Source organism: Natrialba chahannaoensis JCM 10990 (genome assembly GCF_000337135.1).
Taxonomy (GTDB): Archaea; Halobacteriota; Halobacteria; order Halobacteriales; family Natrialbaceae; genus Natrialba; species Natrialba chahannaoensis.
Map to the genome: position 1 here is coordinate 1 of NZ_AOIN01000036.1, position 15,340 is coordinate 15,340.

Below are 15,340 nucleotides of genomic sequence, written 5' to 3' on the forward strand. Positions count from 1 at the left end.
GATGTGTATAAGAGACAGGGATCGAAGACCGCGTCCAGATCCAACTCGGGACGCTCTCGAAAGCGCTCGGTTCACAGGGCGGGTTCGTGGCCGGTTCCCAGCCGTGTATCGAGTACCTGCTCAACGCTGCCCGATCGTTCGTGTTTTCGACTGGGCTTGCGCCACCGGCAGCCACTGCCGCCGAGCGCGCGCTGGCGCTCGCACCAGACCGGCGCGATGCACTCTGGCGTGCTGTCGAGCGATTGCGAACGGGACTCGAGTCGCACGGCTACGAGGTGGCGGGCGAGACACACATCCTCCCGGTGATCGTTGGCGACCGTGAGGTGGCAGTTGAGTTGGCGGATCAACTCGCAGCACACGGCATCGCCGCACCGGCGATACGACCACCGACAGTGCCGGACGGAACGAGTCGAATCCGGCTCGCACCGCGAGCGACACACACTGACGACGAACTCGAACAGTGTCTGGCAGCCTTCGGTGCAGCGTCGATGGCGGGGGGTCGCCCGTGACACTCGCCGTCGTCGGTACCGATACTGGCGTCGGCAAAACAGTCGTTACGGCAGGACTCGTCGCACACCTCCGTCACAGCGGACGGGACGCACGAGCCATCAAACCCGCCCAAACCGGGTTTCCAGCGGACGACGACGCCGGGTACGTCCAGCGGATCTGCGGTGACGACTCGGCTGCCACTCGACTCCGAACCTTCGGGGAGCCGCTCGCTCCTGCCGTCGCGGCACGACGGAGTGGCGACGAACTTGCCTTCGATTCACTCCTCGAAGACATCCAGCACGAACTCGAGAACGCTTCAGTCGGCGTGATCGAGGGTGCCGGCGGTGTTCGCGTGCCGCTCTCGACCGACCCGCAACGCGAAATCATCGACCTCGTCGCTGCACTCGAGTTCCCGACACTGATCGTTTCCCGCCCCGGATTGGGAACGCTGAATCACACGACGTTGACCGTCGAGGCACTTCGTGCGAGAGACGTGCCGGTCGTCGGGGTCGTGCTGAATCGATACCCGTCCCAGCCACGCTCCGTCGCCGAGCGGACGAACCCCGCCGAACTGGAACGGTTGTGTGCCTGCCCGGTTCGGACCCTTCCGGAAGTATCATCCGAGGACCCGGAGTCGGTTCGTGAACTCGGTACTCGCGTTGTGGAACTCTGTGTGGAAGCGGGGGTACTGTCTGCTAGGCGGTGACTGCGGTTGGGTATAGTAGCCACTGCAAGTCACTGCACACCTGATCGCCAGCTTGCTCGGCGATCAGTGTGTAACTAGTTGCAGTTGGTACTATAGTTGGTAGCTGGATAGTGAGTCACCGGCGGTACTGTGGTCGTGTGGTACCTGTTGACTGACTGAGTGACACATCACTGCGTTCTGGATGCGTGCCAGCGGATGAGTTAGGCGATCAGAAGCCGAATATCGGTATGAATCGGAACGTGAGGAAGGCCCCGACCGTGGAGATGACGGGGACCACGTTCTGCATGAGTATGACCCGAGCCGTCGTCGATGGGTTGAACAGATCGGAGGCCGTGGGGATGTCCTCGGGTTCTTCTTCGCCGATTTCGGGGGGTGCTTCGCCTTCCTCGTCGGCGGTGAGGGCACCCACAGAGACGCGTGTTTCCTCGCCTGCTCTGGCCTCGGAGAGCGTCGTCGTTCGGGTAGCACGACCCCAGCCGAGGCCGATAATGCTCATCGTCGCGATCACGACGAAACTGGCTGGAATACCGATCCAGGAGAGCGCGACGACGATCACCGAACTGATGACGGCGACGACGATCGCTGCCGTTAGCGGCAGGTTCGTAATGTCGTTGCCGAGCGTATCGAGCGTTCGACGCGCGATGGTGAAACAACCGATTGCGACGGCGAACGACCCAATGACGATCAATGCGGGCATGCCAAACGGGATCGCCAGTGAGCCGAGTGCAATCTCGGTTCCGGTTCCGTCGACTGCGCCGTAAATCGGGGCAATCGCGTTCGCGATATTGCTCGTCTCGGAGGAAAAGCCCATCAGACAGCCAATTCCGACGACGACGAACGCGCCCGTGATCTCTCGGCGGTCTGCACCGTCGCCGAACTGGAGCCGTGGGACGACACCAGACCGATCGACGGTGATCATCTCCCGACCGTCACGGCTGGCCTCGATTGCGATCCACTCGTTGATTTGCGGGTAGAAGTAGCGACCAACCACACCGGCGACCCAGAAACCGATGATCGGAGCGACGACCCACCAGATGACGATCTGGCCGAGCACGTCCCAGGCGAGTTCGCCCGTCGCAAGCCCGAGTGCGGCGATCGCACCGACGGCGGTCATCGAGGTTGAGGCGGGAACGCCGACGTAGTTTCCGATAAACAGTGCGCCGCCGATAAAGAAGAGAACGGCGACGTTCGAGCGCATGGTAAACACCCCTGTGTCGTGGACGAGCTCGTTGCCGAGCGTGTCGACGACCTGCGGACCGATTGTCGCCGCACCGACGAAGAAGAAAATCGACATGAGTGCCGCGGCCATTGTCTTCGTGATCACGTTCGCTCCCACTGCCGGTCCGAACGCTGGCCCTGTCGTCGCCCCACCGATGTTGTAGCCGACGAAAATTGCAACGAGAATTCCTACGAGAAGCAGTACTTCCGTCACAGTGTGTACTCAGACGAGCTAACCCTAAAAGTCGTCCTATTCGGTCGGCTGGTCGACGGTCATCGATACAACAGCTCCGCCGTCATTCGGATTTCGAAGCAAAGAATTTCAACGACGGCTACCATACGTTCGGGTAATATGTGTCCTTGTCGGATTACTATCGAACGCTGCGTACAGCGGTGTGAGCCGTTTGGCCGATGTCCAGGACGTATCGATAATCTTTCAATATCGCGTTGGTCACACGAGACAGGTGCTACTCGTCCATGCTAAACCCGGTTCGTGTCGACGCTGCCGTCGACCTCGCGTACGGTACGTTGATCGCGCTCTCGATTGTTCTGATCGCAACCGTCGAGACGAACGTCGGAATCGCGTTCGGTGTGGGTGTGTTCGCATCCTACGTCGTCCACGTCGTCTGGAAGATGGCGCGGTTCGATCCGGACTGGATGACACAGGCAGTCGAAGAGACCGTCGGCGAAACCGTCGAGAAGCAAGTCGAAGGCGTCCAGACGCAGGTCGAGGAGACGGTCGAAGAAACCCTCGAGCAGACGGTCGACGAGTCGGTCGAGCGCCAGGTTGAGGGTGTGCAGGCACAGGTCGAGGAGACAGTCGAGGAAACAGTGGGTGAAACGGTCGAGCAAACAGTCGGCGAAACTGTGGAAGAAACTGTCGGTGAAACCGTCGGCGAAACTGTCGAGGAAACCGTCGAAGAAACAGTGGGTGAGACGGTTGAAGAACAGGTCGAAGAGGTGCAGGCGACTGTCGAGGAAACAGTCGAGGAAACCGTCGGCGAAACCGTCGAAGAGACCGTTGGCGAAACTGTCGAACAAACGGTCGAAGAGCAGGTCGGAGAAGTCCAGGCGAAAGTCGAGGCCGTCGAGGAACGGGTTGACCGCCGTTTGCGCGAGGACGAGATCGAAGACCTCATCGAGGAGTCGGTTGGCGACGAGTCTGTTGACGGCGAGTCTGTTGACGGCGAGTCTGTTGACGGCGAGTCAGTCGACAAGTAGTCCGAACCGTAAGCCAACGCAATCGCCTAGCGGACGATTGTCACTGGCACTGGCGACCGTTTCAATACTGTTTCGGCGACGTTCCCGACGAGAAATCGACGTGTCGCACGGTCCCAGTCTTCGCCGTGACTCCCGAGAACGACCGTCTCGTACTCATCTGCACGGTCGACGATATTCCGCGCCGGGTGTCCGATACCGACGATCGTCTTGATCTCTCGATCCCGTTCGTCGGCAATGTCGTGTGCCCGGTCGAACACCGGTTCGGCGCGCTCTGCCGCTGCTTCGCTGATGTTGTCCTCGAGTGTAAGGCCCACTGCATCACCCATCATCATCGACGGAACGCCAACAACGTGGAGGACAGTGACGTCTGCCTCGGGAAAATTTTCGAGGGCGTACTCGAGTGCATGATCGGCATGTTTGGAGTCGTCCATCGGCACGAGGATTGTCGAGAGCATGCGCTTGACTACGACGGCCAGTGGCTAAGAACCTCGTTTCACGCGACCCCTGGAAGGAGCGTGAAGAACCCGTAGGCAAGCAGCGTTGACATCGATGGGCCGATGATCCACATCGAGATGTACTTGATGACCGCTCGTGGATTGAACAGATCAGCCGCGTTGAGCACCTCTTTGGGTTCTTCCTCACCGATCGCCGGTGTCTGTTCGCCCTCTTGTTCTTCGGCGACGATCGCACCCAATTCGATCTCGCGGTCTTGGGCCTCGGTGTCGCGTGTAACGGCCTCACGGAACGTGACCGGACGGGTGGCTCGCCCCCACCCGATGCCGACGATCGTCATGACGGTGGCCATCACGAGGCTGATCGGAATGCCGATATAGGAGAGCGCAGTCGTGATCGTCGAAGCGGTCACCATCACGAATAGTGCTGCAAGCAGCGGGATATCGCTCAGTTCGCCACCGACGGAGTCCATCGTCCGTCGGGCGATTGTAAAGCCACCGAGTCCAATTGCGACGGTTGCGATGATGACTGCTTCGGTCACTGCTAAGCCAGCCTCACCGACTAACGGTGCTGCGGCGTTCGGGACGTTGCTCGCGCCGGCACTGAACGCCATGTAACAGCCAATAATGAGGACGACGATCGTCGTTGCAAGTTCCTGGGTGGTCGTATTCGGACCGAGCGCCGGTTTCGGAACTGCACCCTGCCGGTCGAGGCTGAGGAGCGGTCCTTCAGAGTTTTTGATGTCGACGCGCTGGTTGACCCACGGGTAGAGATATCGCCCGATAATGCCGCCGATCCAGAAGCCGATGATCGGTGTCACGACCCACCAGGAGATGATTTCGGCGATCGTTGCGTAGTTGAGCGTCCCGGTCGCCAGCCCGAGTCCGGCGATCGCACCGACGGTCGTCATCGACGTCGGCACAGGAACGCCGAAGATGTTGGCGACGAGAATGCCGAGCCCGATGAAGAAGAGGACGGCGACACCAGCAGAGAGCGTGAGATCGACCGTGATAATATCTTCGCTGAGTGTTCCCATGACGTTCTGACCGACTGTCATCCCGCCGAAAAATACGAAGACGGTCATGATCGCGGCTGCGGTTGTCTTCGTCACGATCCCAGCGCCAACGGACGGCCCCCACGTAATTCCCGTCGACGATCCCCCAATGTTGAACCCAACGAAGATAGACGCAACAATCCCGATCACGAGAAGCGTTTCTACCATCGACAACAGATACGATTATCTCGATAAAATAAGTACTGGACCCGTTCTGTATCGTCTGTGCCGTCTGTTGTGCTTCTTCCACTCAGTACCAGATGACAGCTTCATTTCAGATCCCCCAGAAAAACGCGATGCCAACGACGGTGACGAATCAAGGAGTAACAGACTGATCCAGCTTATCGAGGAGCAGCAGACCGACCCGACCCGACTCATCGACCAGCAAACCGTCGCCTTTACTCGGATGCGCCCCGCTCACACACGTATGACTGACGCAGACGACTCATCTTCTCACACAGACTCGAGTGACCCCGCCAACCCAACCACATTCGACGTCATCCCCGCCGTCGACATCCAGAACGGCGAGGTCGTCCAGCTCGTCCAGGGCGAGCGCGGCACCGAGAAAACTTACGGTGACCCCGTCGACGCCGCCACACGCTGGCTCGAGGCCGGCGCTGACTCGCTCCACCTCGTCGACTTAGACGGCGCGTTCGACGGCGAGCGCGAGAACGCCGCCGCGATCGAGAGTGTACTCGAGTCCGTTGATGTTCCAACCCAACTCGGCGGCGGCATTCGAACGGCTGCGGACGCGCGAGACATCCTCGACCGCGGTGTGGACCGGGTTATCCTTGGCACTGCGGCGGTCCAAGACCCCGATATCGTTGCGGAAATCAGCGAGACACACCCCGATAGCGTGATCGTCAGTCTCGACGCGAAAGACGGCGAGGTCGTCGTCGAGGGCTGGACCGAAGGCGCAGGCGTCTCGCCCGTCGAAGCGGCCGAACGCTACGAGGAGCTCGGGGCTGCCGCGATCCTGTTCACCAACGTCGACGTGGAGGGGCAACTCGAGGGCGTGGCCACGGACCCAGTCCGGGAACTGGTCGAGGCTACCGACGTGCCGGTGATCGCGAGCGGGGGCGTGGCGACGCGTGCAGATATCCGGGCACTCGAGGAGGCGGGTGCGGCTGCGGCCGTGGTCGGAAGTGCGCTGTATGAGGGGAATTTCACACTGGCGGAGGCGAAGGCTGCGGCCGACGATGGTGAGGGTCGCGACGGTGGTGTCGACGCCGACAGCGACGACGCGTAACCGACCGATCAGGATCGCCAGTACGCCGGCAACAGCAGAACGAGGACGGGAACGATTTCGATTCGGCCGATCCACATCATGATGACCATGACGGAGCGCGAAAAGGCTGAAAAGTCGTTGTAGTTCTCCATCGGACCGGCGAGTTCGAACGCGGGGCCGATGTTCATGAAGATCGAGGCTGCAGCACCGAGTGCGCCGAACTCGGTAACGTCGGTGGTGGCTCGTGCGGCGTCAACGACGAGCAGGATTGTCAGGCCGAAGAAGATGACGATGGCGAGCAGCACGTAGCCGAAGATGTCGTTGACAGTTTCCTCGTCGACGACGTTGCCACTGACTCGGAGTGGACGGACTGCCTCGGGGTGGATCGCCGTGAAGAGGTTTCGTTTGAACGCCTTCAGGACGACCAACCAGCGCAGCGACTTGATCGAGCAGGTGGTACTCCCGGCCATCCCGCCGATGAACATAGAGAGAAACAGCATATGCTTCGCACCAGGACTCCAGTGGTTGAAGTCCATGCTCGCATACCCGGTCGTCGTCACCAGCGAGACGACGTTGAACACGCCGTGTCGGATCGTCGGTTCGATGCCCATCTCGAGTTCCACGTCAAACGCGAGGATGGCGACGACAATCGCGCTGAACAGGGCGAGTACACCGAGGTAGAACCGAAGTTCTTCGGACTGCAGCGGGCGCTCGAACTCGCCTTGCGTGATGTAGTAGAGGAGGACGAAGTTGGTCGAACCGAGGATCATGAACGGGATGATCGACCATTGGACGATCGGCGAGAACGCGGCGATGCTGTCTCCCTCCGGCGAGAAGCCGGCGGTCGCCACACTCGTCAGCGCGTGTGAAACTGCGTTGAATAGGTCCATCCCGTCCGCGAATCCCAGGAGGTGCAGTCCGTAGAAGACGACGACGGCGAGGAGCGTGAGCCCGACGTACAGCCCCCAGATGAGCCGCGCGGTCTCGGAGATATGCGGCCGAAGCTTGCGAACGTTTCGCGTCTGGCTCTCGGTTTCCATCAGCTGTGCACCACCGACCATCAGGTGCGAGAGCAGACCGATTGCGACGATCAGGATCCCGAGCCCGCCGAGCCACTGGATGAGCTGTCGCCACAGCAAGATCGAGCGCGGCTGATTGTTGAAGTCCCAAGTCTCCATGACGGTCGCCCCCGTCGTCGTTAGCCCGCTCATGCTCTCGAAGAAGGCGTTGATCGGGGTGTTGATAAGCCCGGTAAAGGCGGAATCGCCAGCGGAGCCGGCTCCCGCGAAGAGGAAGGGGATCGCACCGACGAGCGCGACCCCAAGCCACGTGAGTGCAACCATCAGGAACGACTCGCGCTGGCCGAGCTCGCGGTCCTCGCTCAACTGTTCGAGTGCCAGCCCACTCGCAATTGCGACGGCGATAGCGACCAAGAACGGAACCGGGTCGTTGCCGTCGAGTACAGCGAGCAATGCTGGCACTGCGAGCGGGATCGAGAGCCACCGCAGCACCGTTCCGGTGAGGCTACAACTCGAGCGCCAGTCGACGCGAATCCTCATTCAAGTAGCCACACCTGGGATGCGGGGGGAAATAATCGGTTCGGAAGGTGTTGACGGTGACGGCGATGTCGTGCACTCGGTGACTCTGTCTGACTATAGTACCAACTGCAACTAGTTACACACTGATCGCACGTTCGCGGTTCTCGCTCAGTTCACTCGCTCCGAACCGCGCTGCCGTCGGGCGATCAGGTGCGCAGTGGCTACTATAGCTGACGATCTGTGTCCATGTTACAGGGCACAGAGAGGCACAACAACCGGGTACAACAGCCGGACAGAACACGCTGTGGCTCACCTGCGCTTGTAATCGTGGCCGATGTACAGCGTGAGGATGTTGATGCCGAGCAACCCGAGGAAGATGAGCGTTGCCCGCGGGTCGCCGAGTCCCTGTGCCAGCAAGGGAAGATAGACGAACGGTAACGCAACTGCCGTCCAGAAGCACAGGAACTGTGTTGATCCCTTGAGGACGTTTCGGGCACTGTTCGTCGCTGACTCTGCCTGGTGGTCGCCGTCCGTTCCCGCTGGGGGCACGGACTCGTTCGAAAGTGGGGAGGGGCTGGGCGTTGAGTTAGACATCGCGGGTCACCTCTTCGTATCAGCGACATTCACTGGACGTATCATATAAGCGCCCGACGGTTGGCACTATTTTGATCCGTTTCACGGTCGTAGTGACAGTAAAACCATCCTTTTAGACTCTTCCAAATGGCGCGAGACGTTTTACAAAGGGATCTAAGGGTATTTCACCCCATCTATCCCCAGTGGTCCACACTGGTGTGAGTAGGTCTCTCGTTCTGTCCGATTCGGACTCGTCTCGATTCTCTTGGCACCCAATACCGTCACGCGTGTCGAGCAAGTCGACACTCGTCTGCAGATACCAGTTCCGGTTTCTCGCGCCAACACGCTCGCCACGAGCGCAACCCCCTTGTATCGAGGGCGCAATCGCTTCCACATGACCACGAGCGAGCGACGCGCCACCGTCACGCGCGACACCGGTGAGACGGAGATCGACTGCACGCTAACCGTCGATGGCGACGGCTCGGCCACCGTCGACACCGGCATCGGCTTCTTCGATCACATGCTGACCGCCTTCGCCCGCCACGGCCTGTTCGACCTCGAACTCGAGTGCGATGGTGATCTCGAGATCGACGATCACCACACGGTGGAGGACGTGGCGATCGTGCTCGGGTCGGCGTTCGACGAGGCGCTCGGTGACCGCGCGGGGATCGTCCGGTACGCGGATCGGCGGGTGCCGCTGGACGAGGCGGTTGCGGACGTAGTGGTCGACGTGAGCGGGCGGCCGCGGTTCTACTTCGACGGAGCGTTTTCTCAGGGGAAGATCGGCGAATTTACGAGCGATATGGCGCGTCACTTCGCGGAGTCGCTGGCGATGAACGCGGGGCTGACGCTGCACGCGGGCGTGACTGGCGAGAACGCACACCACGAGGTCGAGGCGCTGTTCAAGGCGCTGGCGCGGTCGCTCGACGATGCGACGCGGGTGGACGAGCGCCGAGAGGGAGCGCCGAGTACGAAGGGGACGTTGACGGAGTAGGTGTTGGTGGCTAAGGGTCGGTAGTTGGCTGTTAGCACTCGCTGTCCGCCGTCTCAGGCGCGGTGAAGCTTCCCACCCTGTTCGGTGAACTCCTTCTGTTCAAGTGCGTGGTCGACGATTGCCTCGGCCTGTTCGGCTTCGAGGTCGTACGCGCCGGCAGCAAGCGATTCGACGGCGTTGCGGTCCATCGGCAACTCGCGATTTCGCAGGAGACGGATAACCTTGGGGTAGGCCTGCGGTGCGCTGGGTGTCGATGCCTCGCTTGTATTCGTGGCTGTACTGGCTTTGGTTGTCCCGGTCTCTCCGGTTGTCGCCGGTGTGTCCGGTTGTGCGTCCGTTACTGGCTCCGTCGCTGCAACCGGTTCCAACTCTCCTGCTGGCTCTGTGTCGGTACCCGTGTCTGGTTCTCGTTCTCGATCTGCTTCGAGCGTCGCCGCTGGCTCTGATTCCGTGGTTTCTCCCGCCTCGGCCGCAGACGCCTCCGCTGTCTCGACTGCCTTTGAGTCGCCGAACGTAATTTCGTTTCCGCGAGTTGTGGACGGGGCTTCGCTCTCATTCTTGTTCTTGTTCTCGTTCTCGCTCTCGCTTCCGTCTCTATTCTCACTGTCCTGTCCACTCCGCTCGCCAGTGCCGCTCACATCGGTACCTTCGTCGGACTCCACAGCCGGTTCGCCACGAAGGCGAGCCAGCAGCGGCTCGAGTAGCGTTCCGAGCTGGTCCTTGCAAACCGGACAGAGCACCACCCGTTGTTGTTCGGCGTCGGTCGGCTCGAGTTCGGGCGGGAAGACCTCGAAGGTACCGGCGGCCTCGCTGTCACAGAAGTCACAGTGCTGCAGTGCGCGCATGGGATGCGATAGCGGGCGGGCCGGTAATAAACGTCCGTCAGACACACCGTTAGGTGCCAGTCGCCTCTTTGAATCGGGCGGACCACACCCACTCCCGCCGGCTCGGCGAGCCGACCGGATGTCGATCACCGACCATTATACTTGGGCACTCGTATACCCACCAACGAATGTTCGACGAGATCATGGAGAAGTTCGAAGGGTCCCCGAGCCAGCAGGCGGTTATCCGGCTCCTGCTGGAGCGCGGCTTTTCGGTCAACGACGATGGCCGCGTCGTCTCGGGCGGCATCGAGATCCCGAACACCGGCATCGCCCGCGAGATCGATGTCGATCGGCGCGTCGTCGACTCGACAACGAACGCAATCCTCGACGATCCCGAGCTGCGGCGCATCTTCCAGAATATCTCGCAGGTGCCGAGTCTGATGGACCTCGCGCCCGTACTCAACTTGACGGTGCTCTCGATCGCCGTCGACAACGCCGAACAGAAGGGAATCGTCGCCCAGGTGACCGGCACGCTCGCCGACAACGACATCTCGATCCGACAAACGATCAGTGAGGACCCCGAATTCACCGACGAACCGCGACTGTACCTGATCACCGACCAGGACATCTCGGGAACCGCGATCACCGAACTTCGGGACCTCGAGTTCGTCCGGAAGATCGAACTGCAGTGAACACGAACACCGAGGACACACAGAACCCGTGAGTCGGACCTACAACACTATCGCCGAAGCCGCGACTGCCGAGTTCATCGTTCAGGGCTCCGAGTTCATCGGCCACGCCCGTCCCGTCAACTCCGTTTCCGACGCCGAAGCGTTCATCGACGCGATCAGCAACGAATACGCCGACGCGACCCACAACGTCCCCGCCTACCGCGTCCGCGCTGACAGCGACGGCGATCTCTTGCGGGAGTACTCGAGTGACGACGGTGAGCCAGCCAGTTCGGCGGGGAAGCCGGCACTCAACGTGCTCACCCAGCGCGAGATCGAGAACTGCGTCGTGGTGGTTACGCGCTACTATGGCGGGACGAACCTTGGTGTGGGCGGGCTCGTTCGGGCCTACTCCCGAGCGGTGAAGGATGCCGTCGATGAGGCGGGTGTCATCGAAGAGCGTCCGCACGAGCGCGTCTCGATCACCGTCGAGTATGACGACTCCGGTACTGTCCGTGGTATTCTCGAGAGCGAGGGCTACGAGTTCGACGCCGCGTACGAGGCTGACGTGTCCTTCGACGTTCGGGTGCCAGTTGCCGAAGCAGAAGCGTTCCGGGATCGGATCCGGAGCGCGACCAGCGGGCGGGCGGTACTCGAGTCCACCTGAGCAATCGGTCACGAGGTCGGCAGAATTGTGATTCGATCCGAGAGCTGTGTCTCGATTGTGTTACGCACATCTTCTGGCGACTCAAGCGAGTCACACTCGAGTCGCGTGTCAAACAGGCCGCGGTCGAAGACGAGTTCGTCGTCTCGCAGGCGGACGTGGTTGACGGTTTCCCAGTGGACGAACGTGCTGGTATAGGGCCGTTGCTTGACGAATCCGTGTTCGTGAATGCGGATCATCTGAGTCGTTCCGATCTCGCCGAGACGGAATCGCCCTTCGACGAGGCCGCTGATGAGCCACAGGGTTCCGAGACAACTCCAGATGAGTGCTGAGAACCAGCTTCCGTCGATCGCATTGACGACGGCAAGGCCGAGCCAATTGACGAGGAGAAACGCGTTCAGCTTTGACGTTCGTGGTGGCTGCCATCGGCATGTCTGGATTGGTTTGTCATTCGTCATTGTCTCCGTGTATCGGGTCGACGCGACAGCTAGCAGCGCGTAGCCAGTGATGACGATGACACTCGCCGATGCGATCGTTGTGATTCTGAGCGCGTTCTCGCCCAGTCCCGCAAGCGAGGCGAGCCCGAACAGTGCTGCCGGCAAGAAGAGTATGGCTTGGTGAGATCGCAGTCCGCCGAGATGGGACAGAAGGGAAGGGACACGCTGGATTGCAGCGCTACCGAGGAGTGAACCGAGTGTGAACCCGACGACTGTCGCGCTGACGAGAACGACGACAGACGAGTCTGTCGCTACGGCGGCCGTTAGCGCGACCGCCGCAAGAATCGATCCAGCGTAGACGCCGAGGACGCGTTGATCCGTCACAGATGTCGGGTTCGCTGTGGTTGCGGATACGTGAGTACGCATGTCGTCGTGTCTGTGAATATCGGTTAGGTATAGATATAGATATAGAATATGGGATATGGGTGACCTGTCTCGTCTTGGTCAGGCGTCGCCGGCGGCGGGTGTCGAGCGCTCGTTGTCGCTCACTGTTCTGGCGCGTGAGCGGTTCTGGTTCGTGAGGATGACGAGCATTGCCAGACCGAACACGCGAAGCGAGCCGGTGATTGCGAAACTCGTCATCGACATGTGGATGCCCGCCACGGCGACCAGGCCTTCAAGAATGAGCAGCGGGATTTCCGGCACCATCAGCAGGATGGACGCCACAGCGTACAGCGACCGTGCCGTCTGATTTACCGGCGAGTACTGGCACCCAATGATCGTTACGCCGAGTGCGTAGATGCCGAGGAACATGCCGGCTACTGGGACGAGGACTTCCGGCACGAAGTACCCGAGATCGGTGACGTCCGCCAGTCCGATCACATACCACTCCTCTGGTCCCTCTCGAAGCAAGAGGATACCGGGCGAGAAGACGAACGCGAACGGAACCAGGATCTTGTTCAGCGAGAGCAAGAACGCGGTCGTCGCGGTCTTGAACTCATCGGCCTTGGCGACCCCCGCACCGGCGAACGCGGCGACGGCGACCGGCGGCGTAACGTCTGCCATCAGCCCGAAATAGAGGATGAACAGGTGCGCAGCAAGGATTGCCATTCCAGTTTCCTGAAGTGGCGTTTCCAACATCGCGATCAGGATAATGTACATCGCGGTTGTCGGCATCCCCATGCCGAAGATGACGGCGGCAATCCCAGTCAGTGAGAGCAAGATCAGCATCGAGCCGCCGCTAACGGCGTCGATGAGCTGTGCGAGGTTCGGTCCAAGCCCGGAAACGCTGATGACACCGGGAACGACGCCTGCAGCGGCGACGGCCACGACGACTGTTGTCGCGGTTCGGGCACCGCTGTCCATCGATTTGAGGACGAACGTTGCGTATCGGAAGGCCGACCGTGACGCAAGGTGTGGTCGACCGAGAACAGTGGCGCTGTGTTGTGCGGTCTCGTCCACCTCTTCGTCAAACTCTACGAGCGGCGCGTCCGCACGCGGCTGTGCAAGCAGGAAGGCGACGCTGACGAGCACCGCGATCGTCCCGAGGTCGGCGGCTGCCGCAGTCGCGGCCTGTGTGAGTCCGTACGGCTCGCCGGCGGTTCCGGAACCAAGTATGACCGAGAGTGTCTCAACGAGTCCCGAGCCGATGACCGCGTACGCCACTGCGTGTGCGACGTAGATGGCTGTGATCGTTCCCAGCAACGGCACACGCGTTCGCTCGTTGTAGGCGGTGATGACGGCAAGCAGGGCGACAACGGCAACAATCGAGTACCAGCCAGCTCGATTGATCGAGAAGCGGGCGATGACGAGGAAGTACAGGAGGAGTCCGATCGGGATGAGGTAGAACCATCCACTGCGAAGCTTGGTGAGCGTGTCCGGCAGTTCGCTTCTCGCAAGGCCACCGATACCACCCTGAACAGCCTCGAAGTGGACCATGACCAGCATCCCAAAGAAGAACGCGAGCGCAGGGAGTGTCGCGCCAATGATGACGTCCGGATACGGAATCCCCGTGTACTCGACAATGAGGAACGCCGCTGCGCCCATCACTGGCGGGAGCATCTGTCCGCCCGAGGAGGCTGACGATTCGACGGCCCCAGAGAACGAGGGGGAGTATCCCGCACGCTTCATCAGCGGAATCGTGAACGCGCCGGTCGTGACAGTGTTCGCAATCGACGACCCCGAGAGCATGCCCATGAACCCGCTCGAGACCACGCCTGCCTTGGCGGGACCGCCCTTTCTGGTACCGGTCAGCGAATAGGCCAAGTCGATGAACCACTTACCCGCACCGCTCATCTCGAGGAATGCGCCGAAGAGGATGAAGATGAAGATAAAGCGGACGCTGACGGTCACTGGCGTGCTCATGACTCCTGCCTCGGTGATGTACCAGAGGTTGTAGATGATGTTCCCCCAGCTTTCGCTCGGAATCGAGAGCGCACCGATTGCAGAATCGCTTGGCACAAGGTACCCCCAGCGAGCGTAGATGATAAAGAGGGAGACGAGCGACATGAGCAACAACCCAAGCGTTCGCCGAGTCGCCTCGAGTACCAGCAGAATGCCGAGAACACCCATCAGAAAGGCGTACGAGACATCGACTGGGAGTCCGATTGTGGCCAGCGGTGCCAGGACCGGCTCAAGGACCGGATAGACCTCGTATACCGGCCGCGCCGAATCGATCCCCATGAACGCCATGCCCTGTATTTCGTCGTACTCTCCGACGGTGTAGGCCACCGGAAGCGCGGTGAGTCCGATCAGCAAGATGTCAAGCGGCACTACCCGTTCCAAATCGGGATCAAGGACAGCCCAGCGCACGCCGTCGCCGAGCCGTTCGACGGCTCGAGTCAGGACACTGTCGGGGCCGAATCGGTTCCTGACGGCGGGCTCGACTGTCGCCGCACGTCTCGCGACGAAGCCGTTCCCACGGCTCGCCGGAAACAGGAGGAACGCGAGAATCAACGCGAACGTCACGTGGATCGTGTTGACTTGCAGCTGCTGGAGCGACCCAAGGTCGATCGTTCCGACAATGGGAATCGGTAGGGTAAACTGGTAGCTGTACGCGGCGATCCAGAGCTGAAACGCCGAAAACGCGATGGCGATCAGTGCGACGAGTCCAGCGAGCAGGCCACGGTGGCTTCGCTGGCGCTCGATCTCCTGGAGGAGTTCTTCCTGTTCGTCGTCTGAGAGCGTGTCCGAATCGTGGATATCCTTACTCATAGTATGTCTTCGCGAGTGGGGGAGAGAGCCGTCGGGTTGGTCGATCGAGTTCCTGTCGTT

Annotated in this window: 14 protein-coding genes and 1 pseudogene; 7 read left to right on the forward strand and 8 right to left on the reverse strand. The window is 60.8% G+C overall.

The window, feature by feature from the left end:
- Positions 1-17: 17 nt before the first annotated feature.
- Together C482_RS04995 and bioD are read left to right on the forward strand one after the other, a co-directional pair.
- Positions 18-509, forward strand: a pseudogene (locus tag C482_RS04995) (aminotransferase class I/II-fold pyridoxal phosphate-dependent enzyme); the annotation flags it as partial.
- Entirely contained in the window at positions 506-1,195 is a 690-nt protein-coding gene (bioD, locus tag C482_RS05000; RefSeq protein ID WP_006166387.1) for a dethiobiotin synthase, read from the forward strand. The pseudogene C482_RS04995 and the gene bioD, both read left to right, overlap by 4 nt.
- Before the next feature lie 208 nt (positions 1,196-1,403).
- Here the strand turns inward: bioD and C482_RS05005 are convergent, their stop codons facing one another.
- The gene (locus C482_RS05005) at positions 1,404-2,627 is read right to left on the reverse strand and encodes an inorganic phosphate transporter (protein WP_006166388.1); all 1,224 of its coding nucleotides are present in this window, start codon (positions 2,625-2,627) and stop codon (positions 1,404-1,406) included.
- Positions 2,628-2,890: 263 nt separating this feature from the next.
- On the opposite strand from C482_RS05005, the gene C482_RS05010 reads away from it, so the two are divergent.
- Positions 2,891-3,634, forward strand: a complete 744-nt coding sequence (locus C482_RS05010; protein ID WP_006166389.1) for a hypothetical protein — start codon at positions 2,891-2,893, stop codon at positions 3,632-3,634.
- 26 nt (positions 3,635-3,660) lie between these two features.
- Here the strand turns inward: C482_RS05010 and C482_RS05015 are convergent, their stop codons facing one another.
- Both C482_RS05015 and C482_RS05020 read right to left on the reverse strand, forming a co-directional pair.
- Entirely contained in the window at positions 3,661-4,089 is a 429-nt protein-coding gene (locus C482_RS05015) for a universal stress protein (protein ID WP_006166390.1), read from the reverse strand.
- A gap of 38 nt (positions 4,090-4,127) precedes the next feature.
- Entirely contained in the window at positions 4,128-5,309 is a 1,182-nt protein-coding gene (locus C482_RS05020; protein WP_006166391.1) for an inorganic phosphate transporter, read from the reverse strand.
- Positions 5,310-5,568: 259 nt separating this feature from the next.
- On the opposite strand from C482_RS05020, the gene hisA reads away from it, so the two are divergent.
- Positions 5,569-6,390, forward strand: coding sequence for a 1-(5-phosphoribosyl)-5-[(5-phosphoribosylamino)methylideneamino]imidazole-4-carboxamide isomerase (gene hisA / locus C482_RS05025; protein ID WP_006166392.1), 822 nt, complete (start codon positions 5,569-5,571; stop codon positions 6,388-6,390).
- Positions 6,391-6,398: 8 nt separating this feature from the next.
- On the opposite strand, the gene C482_RS05030 is transcribed toward hisA, so the two are convergent.
- Together C482_RS05030 and C482_RS05035 are read right to left on the reverse strand one after the other, a co-directional pair.
- On the reverse strand, positions 6,399-7,928 hold the full coding sequence (locus C482_RS05030) for a TrkH family potassium uptake protein (protein WP_006166393.1): 1,530 nt from the start codon (positions 7,926-7,928) through the stop codon (positions 6,399-6,401).
- Positions 7,929-8,216: 288 nt separating this feature from the next.
- A complete protein-coding gene (locus tag C482_RS05035; RefSeq protein WP_049896492.1) occupies positions 8,217-8,501 on the reverse strand; it encodes a hypothetical protein in 285 nt (94 codons plus the stop codon).
- 373 nt (positions 8,502-8,874) lie between these two features.
- Here C482_RS05035 and hisB point away from each other — a divergent pair, with 373 nt between their 5' ends.
- The gene (hisB, locus tag C482_RS05040) at positions 8,875-9,474 is read left to right on the forward strand and encodes an imidazoleglycerol-phosphate dehydratase HisB (RefSeq protein WP_006166395.1); all 600 of its coding nucleotides are present in this window, start codon (positions 8,875-8,877) and stop codon (positions 9,472-9,474) included.
- 53 nt (positions 9,475-9,527) lie between these two features.
- Here hisB and C482_RS05045 read toward each other — a convergent pair whose 3' ends face one another.
- A complete protein-coding gene (locus C482_RS05045) occupies positions 9,528-10,319 on the reverse strand; it encodes a hypothetical protein (protein ID WP_006166396.1) in 792 nt (263 codons plus the stop codon).
- Between the two features lie 167 nt (positions 10,320-10,486).
- Between C482_RS05045 and C482_RS05050 the strand changes: the two genes are divergently transcribed.
- Together C482_RS05050 and C482_RS05055 are read left to right on the forward strand one after the other, a co-directional pair.
- On the forward strand, positions 10,487-10,990 hold the full coding sequence (locus C482_RS05050) for an amino acid-binding ACT domain-containing protein (protein ID WP_006166397.1): 504 nt from the start codon (positions 10,487-10,489) through the stop codon (positions 10,988-10,990).
- Positions 10,991-11,018: 28 nt separating this feature from the next.
- Complete coding sequence (locus C482_RS05055) at positions 11,019-11,633, forward strand: IMPACT family protein (RefSeq protein WP_006166398.1); 615 nt, start codon at positions 11,019-11,021, stop codon at positions 11,631-11,633.
- 8 nt (positions 11,634-11,641) lie between these two features.
- Here C482_RS05055 and C482_RS05060 read toward each other — a convergent pair whose 3' ends face one another.
- Positions 11,642-12,493 carry a hypothetical protein gene (locus C482_RS05060; RefSeq protein ID WP_049896493.1) on the reverse strand — a complete coding sequence of 284 codons (852 nt, stop codon included), beginning with the start codon at positions 12,491-12,493 and terminating at the stop codon, positions 11,642-11,644.
- 78 nt (positions 12,494-12,571) lie between these two features.
- Positions 12,572-15,280: a TRAP transporter permease gene (locus tag C482_RS05065; RefSeq protein WP_006166400.1), complete on the reverse strand. Its 2,709-nt coding sequence runs from the start codon at positions 15,278-15,280 to the stop codon at positions 12,572-12,574.
- Between the last annotated feature and the right edge of the window lie 60 nt (positions 15,281-15,340).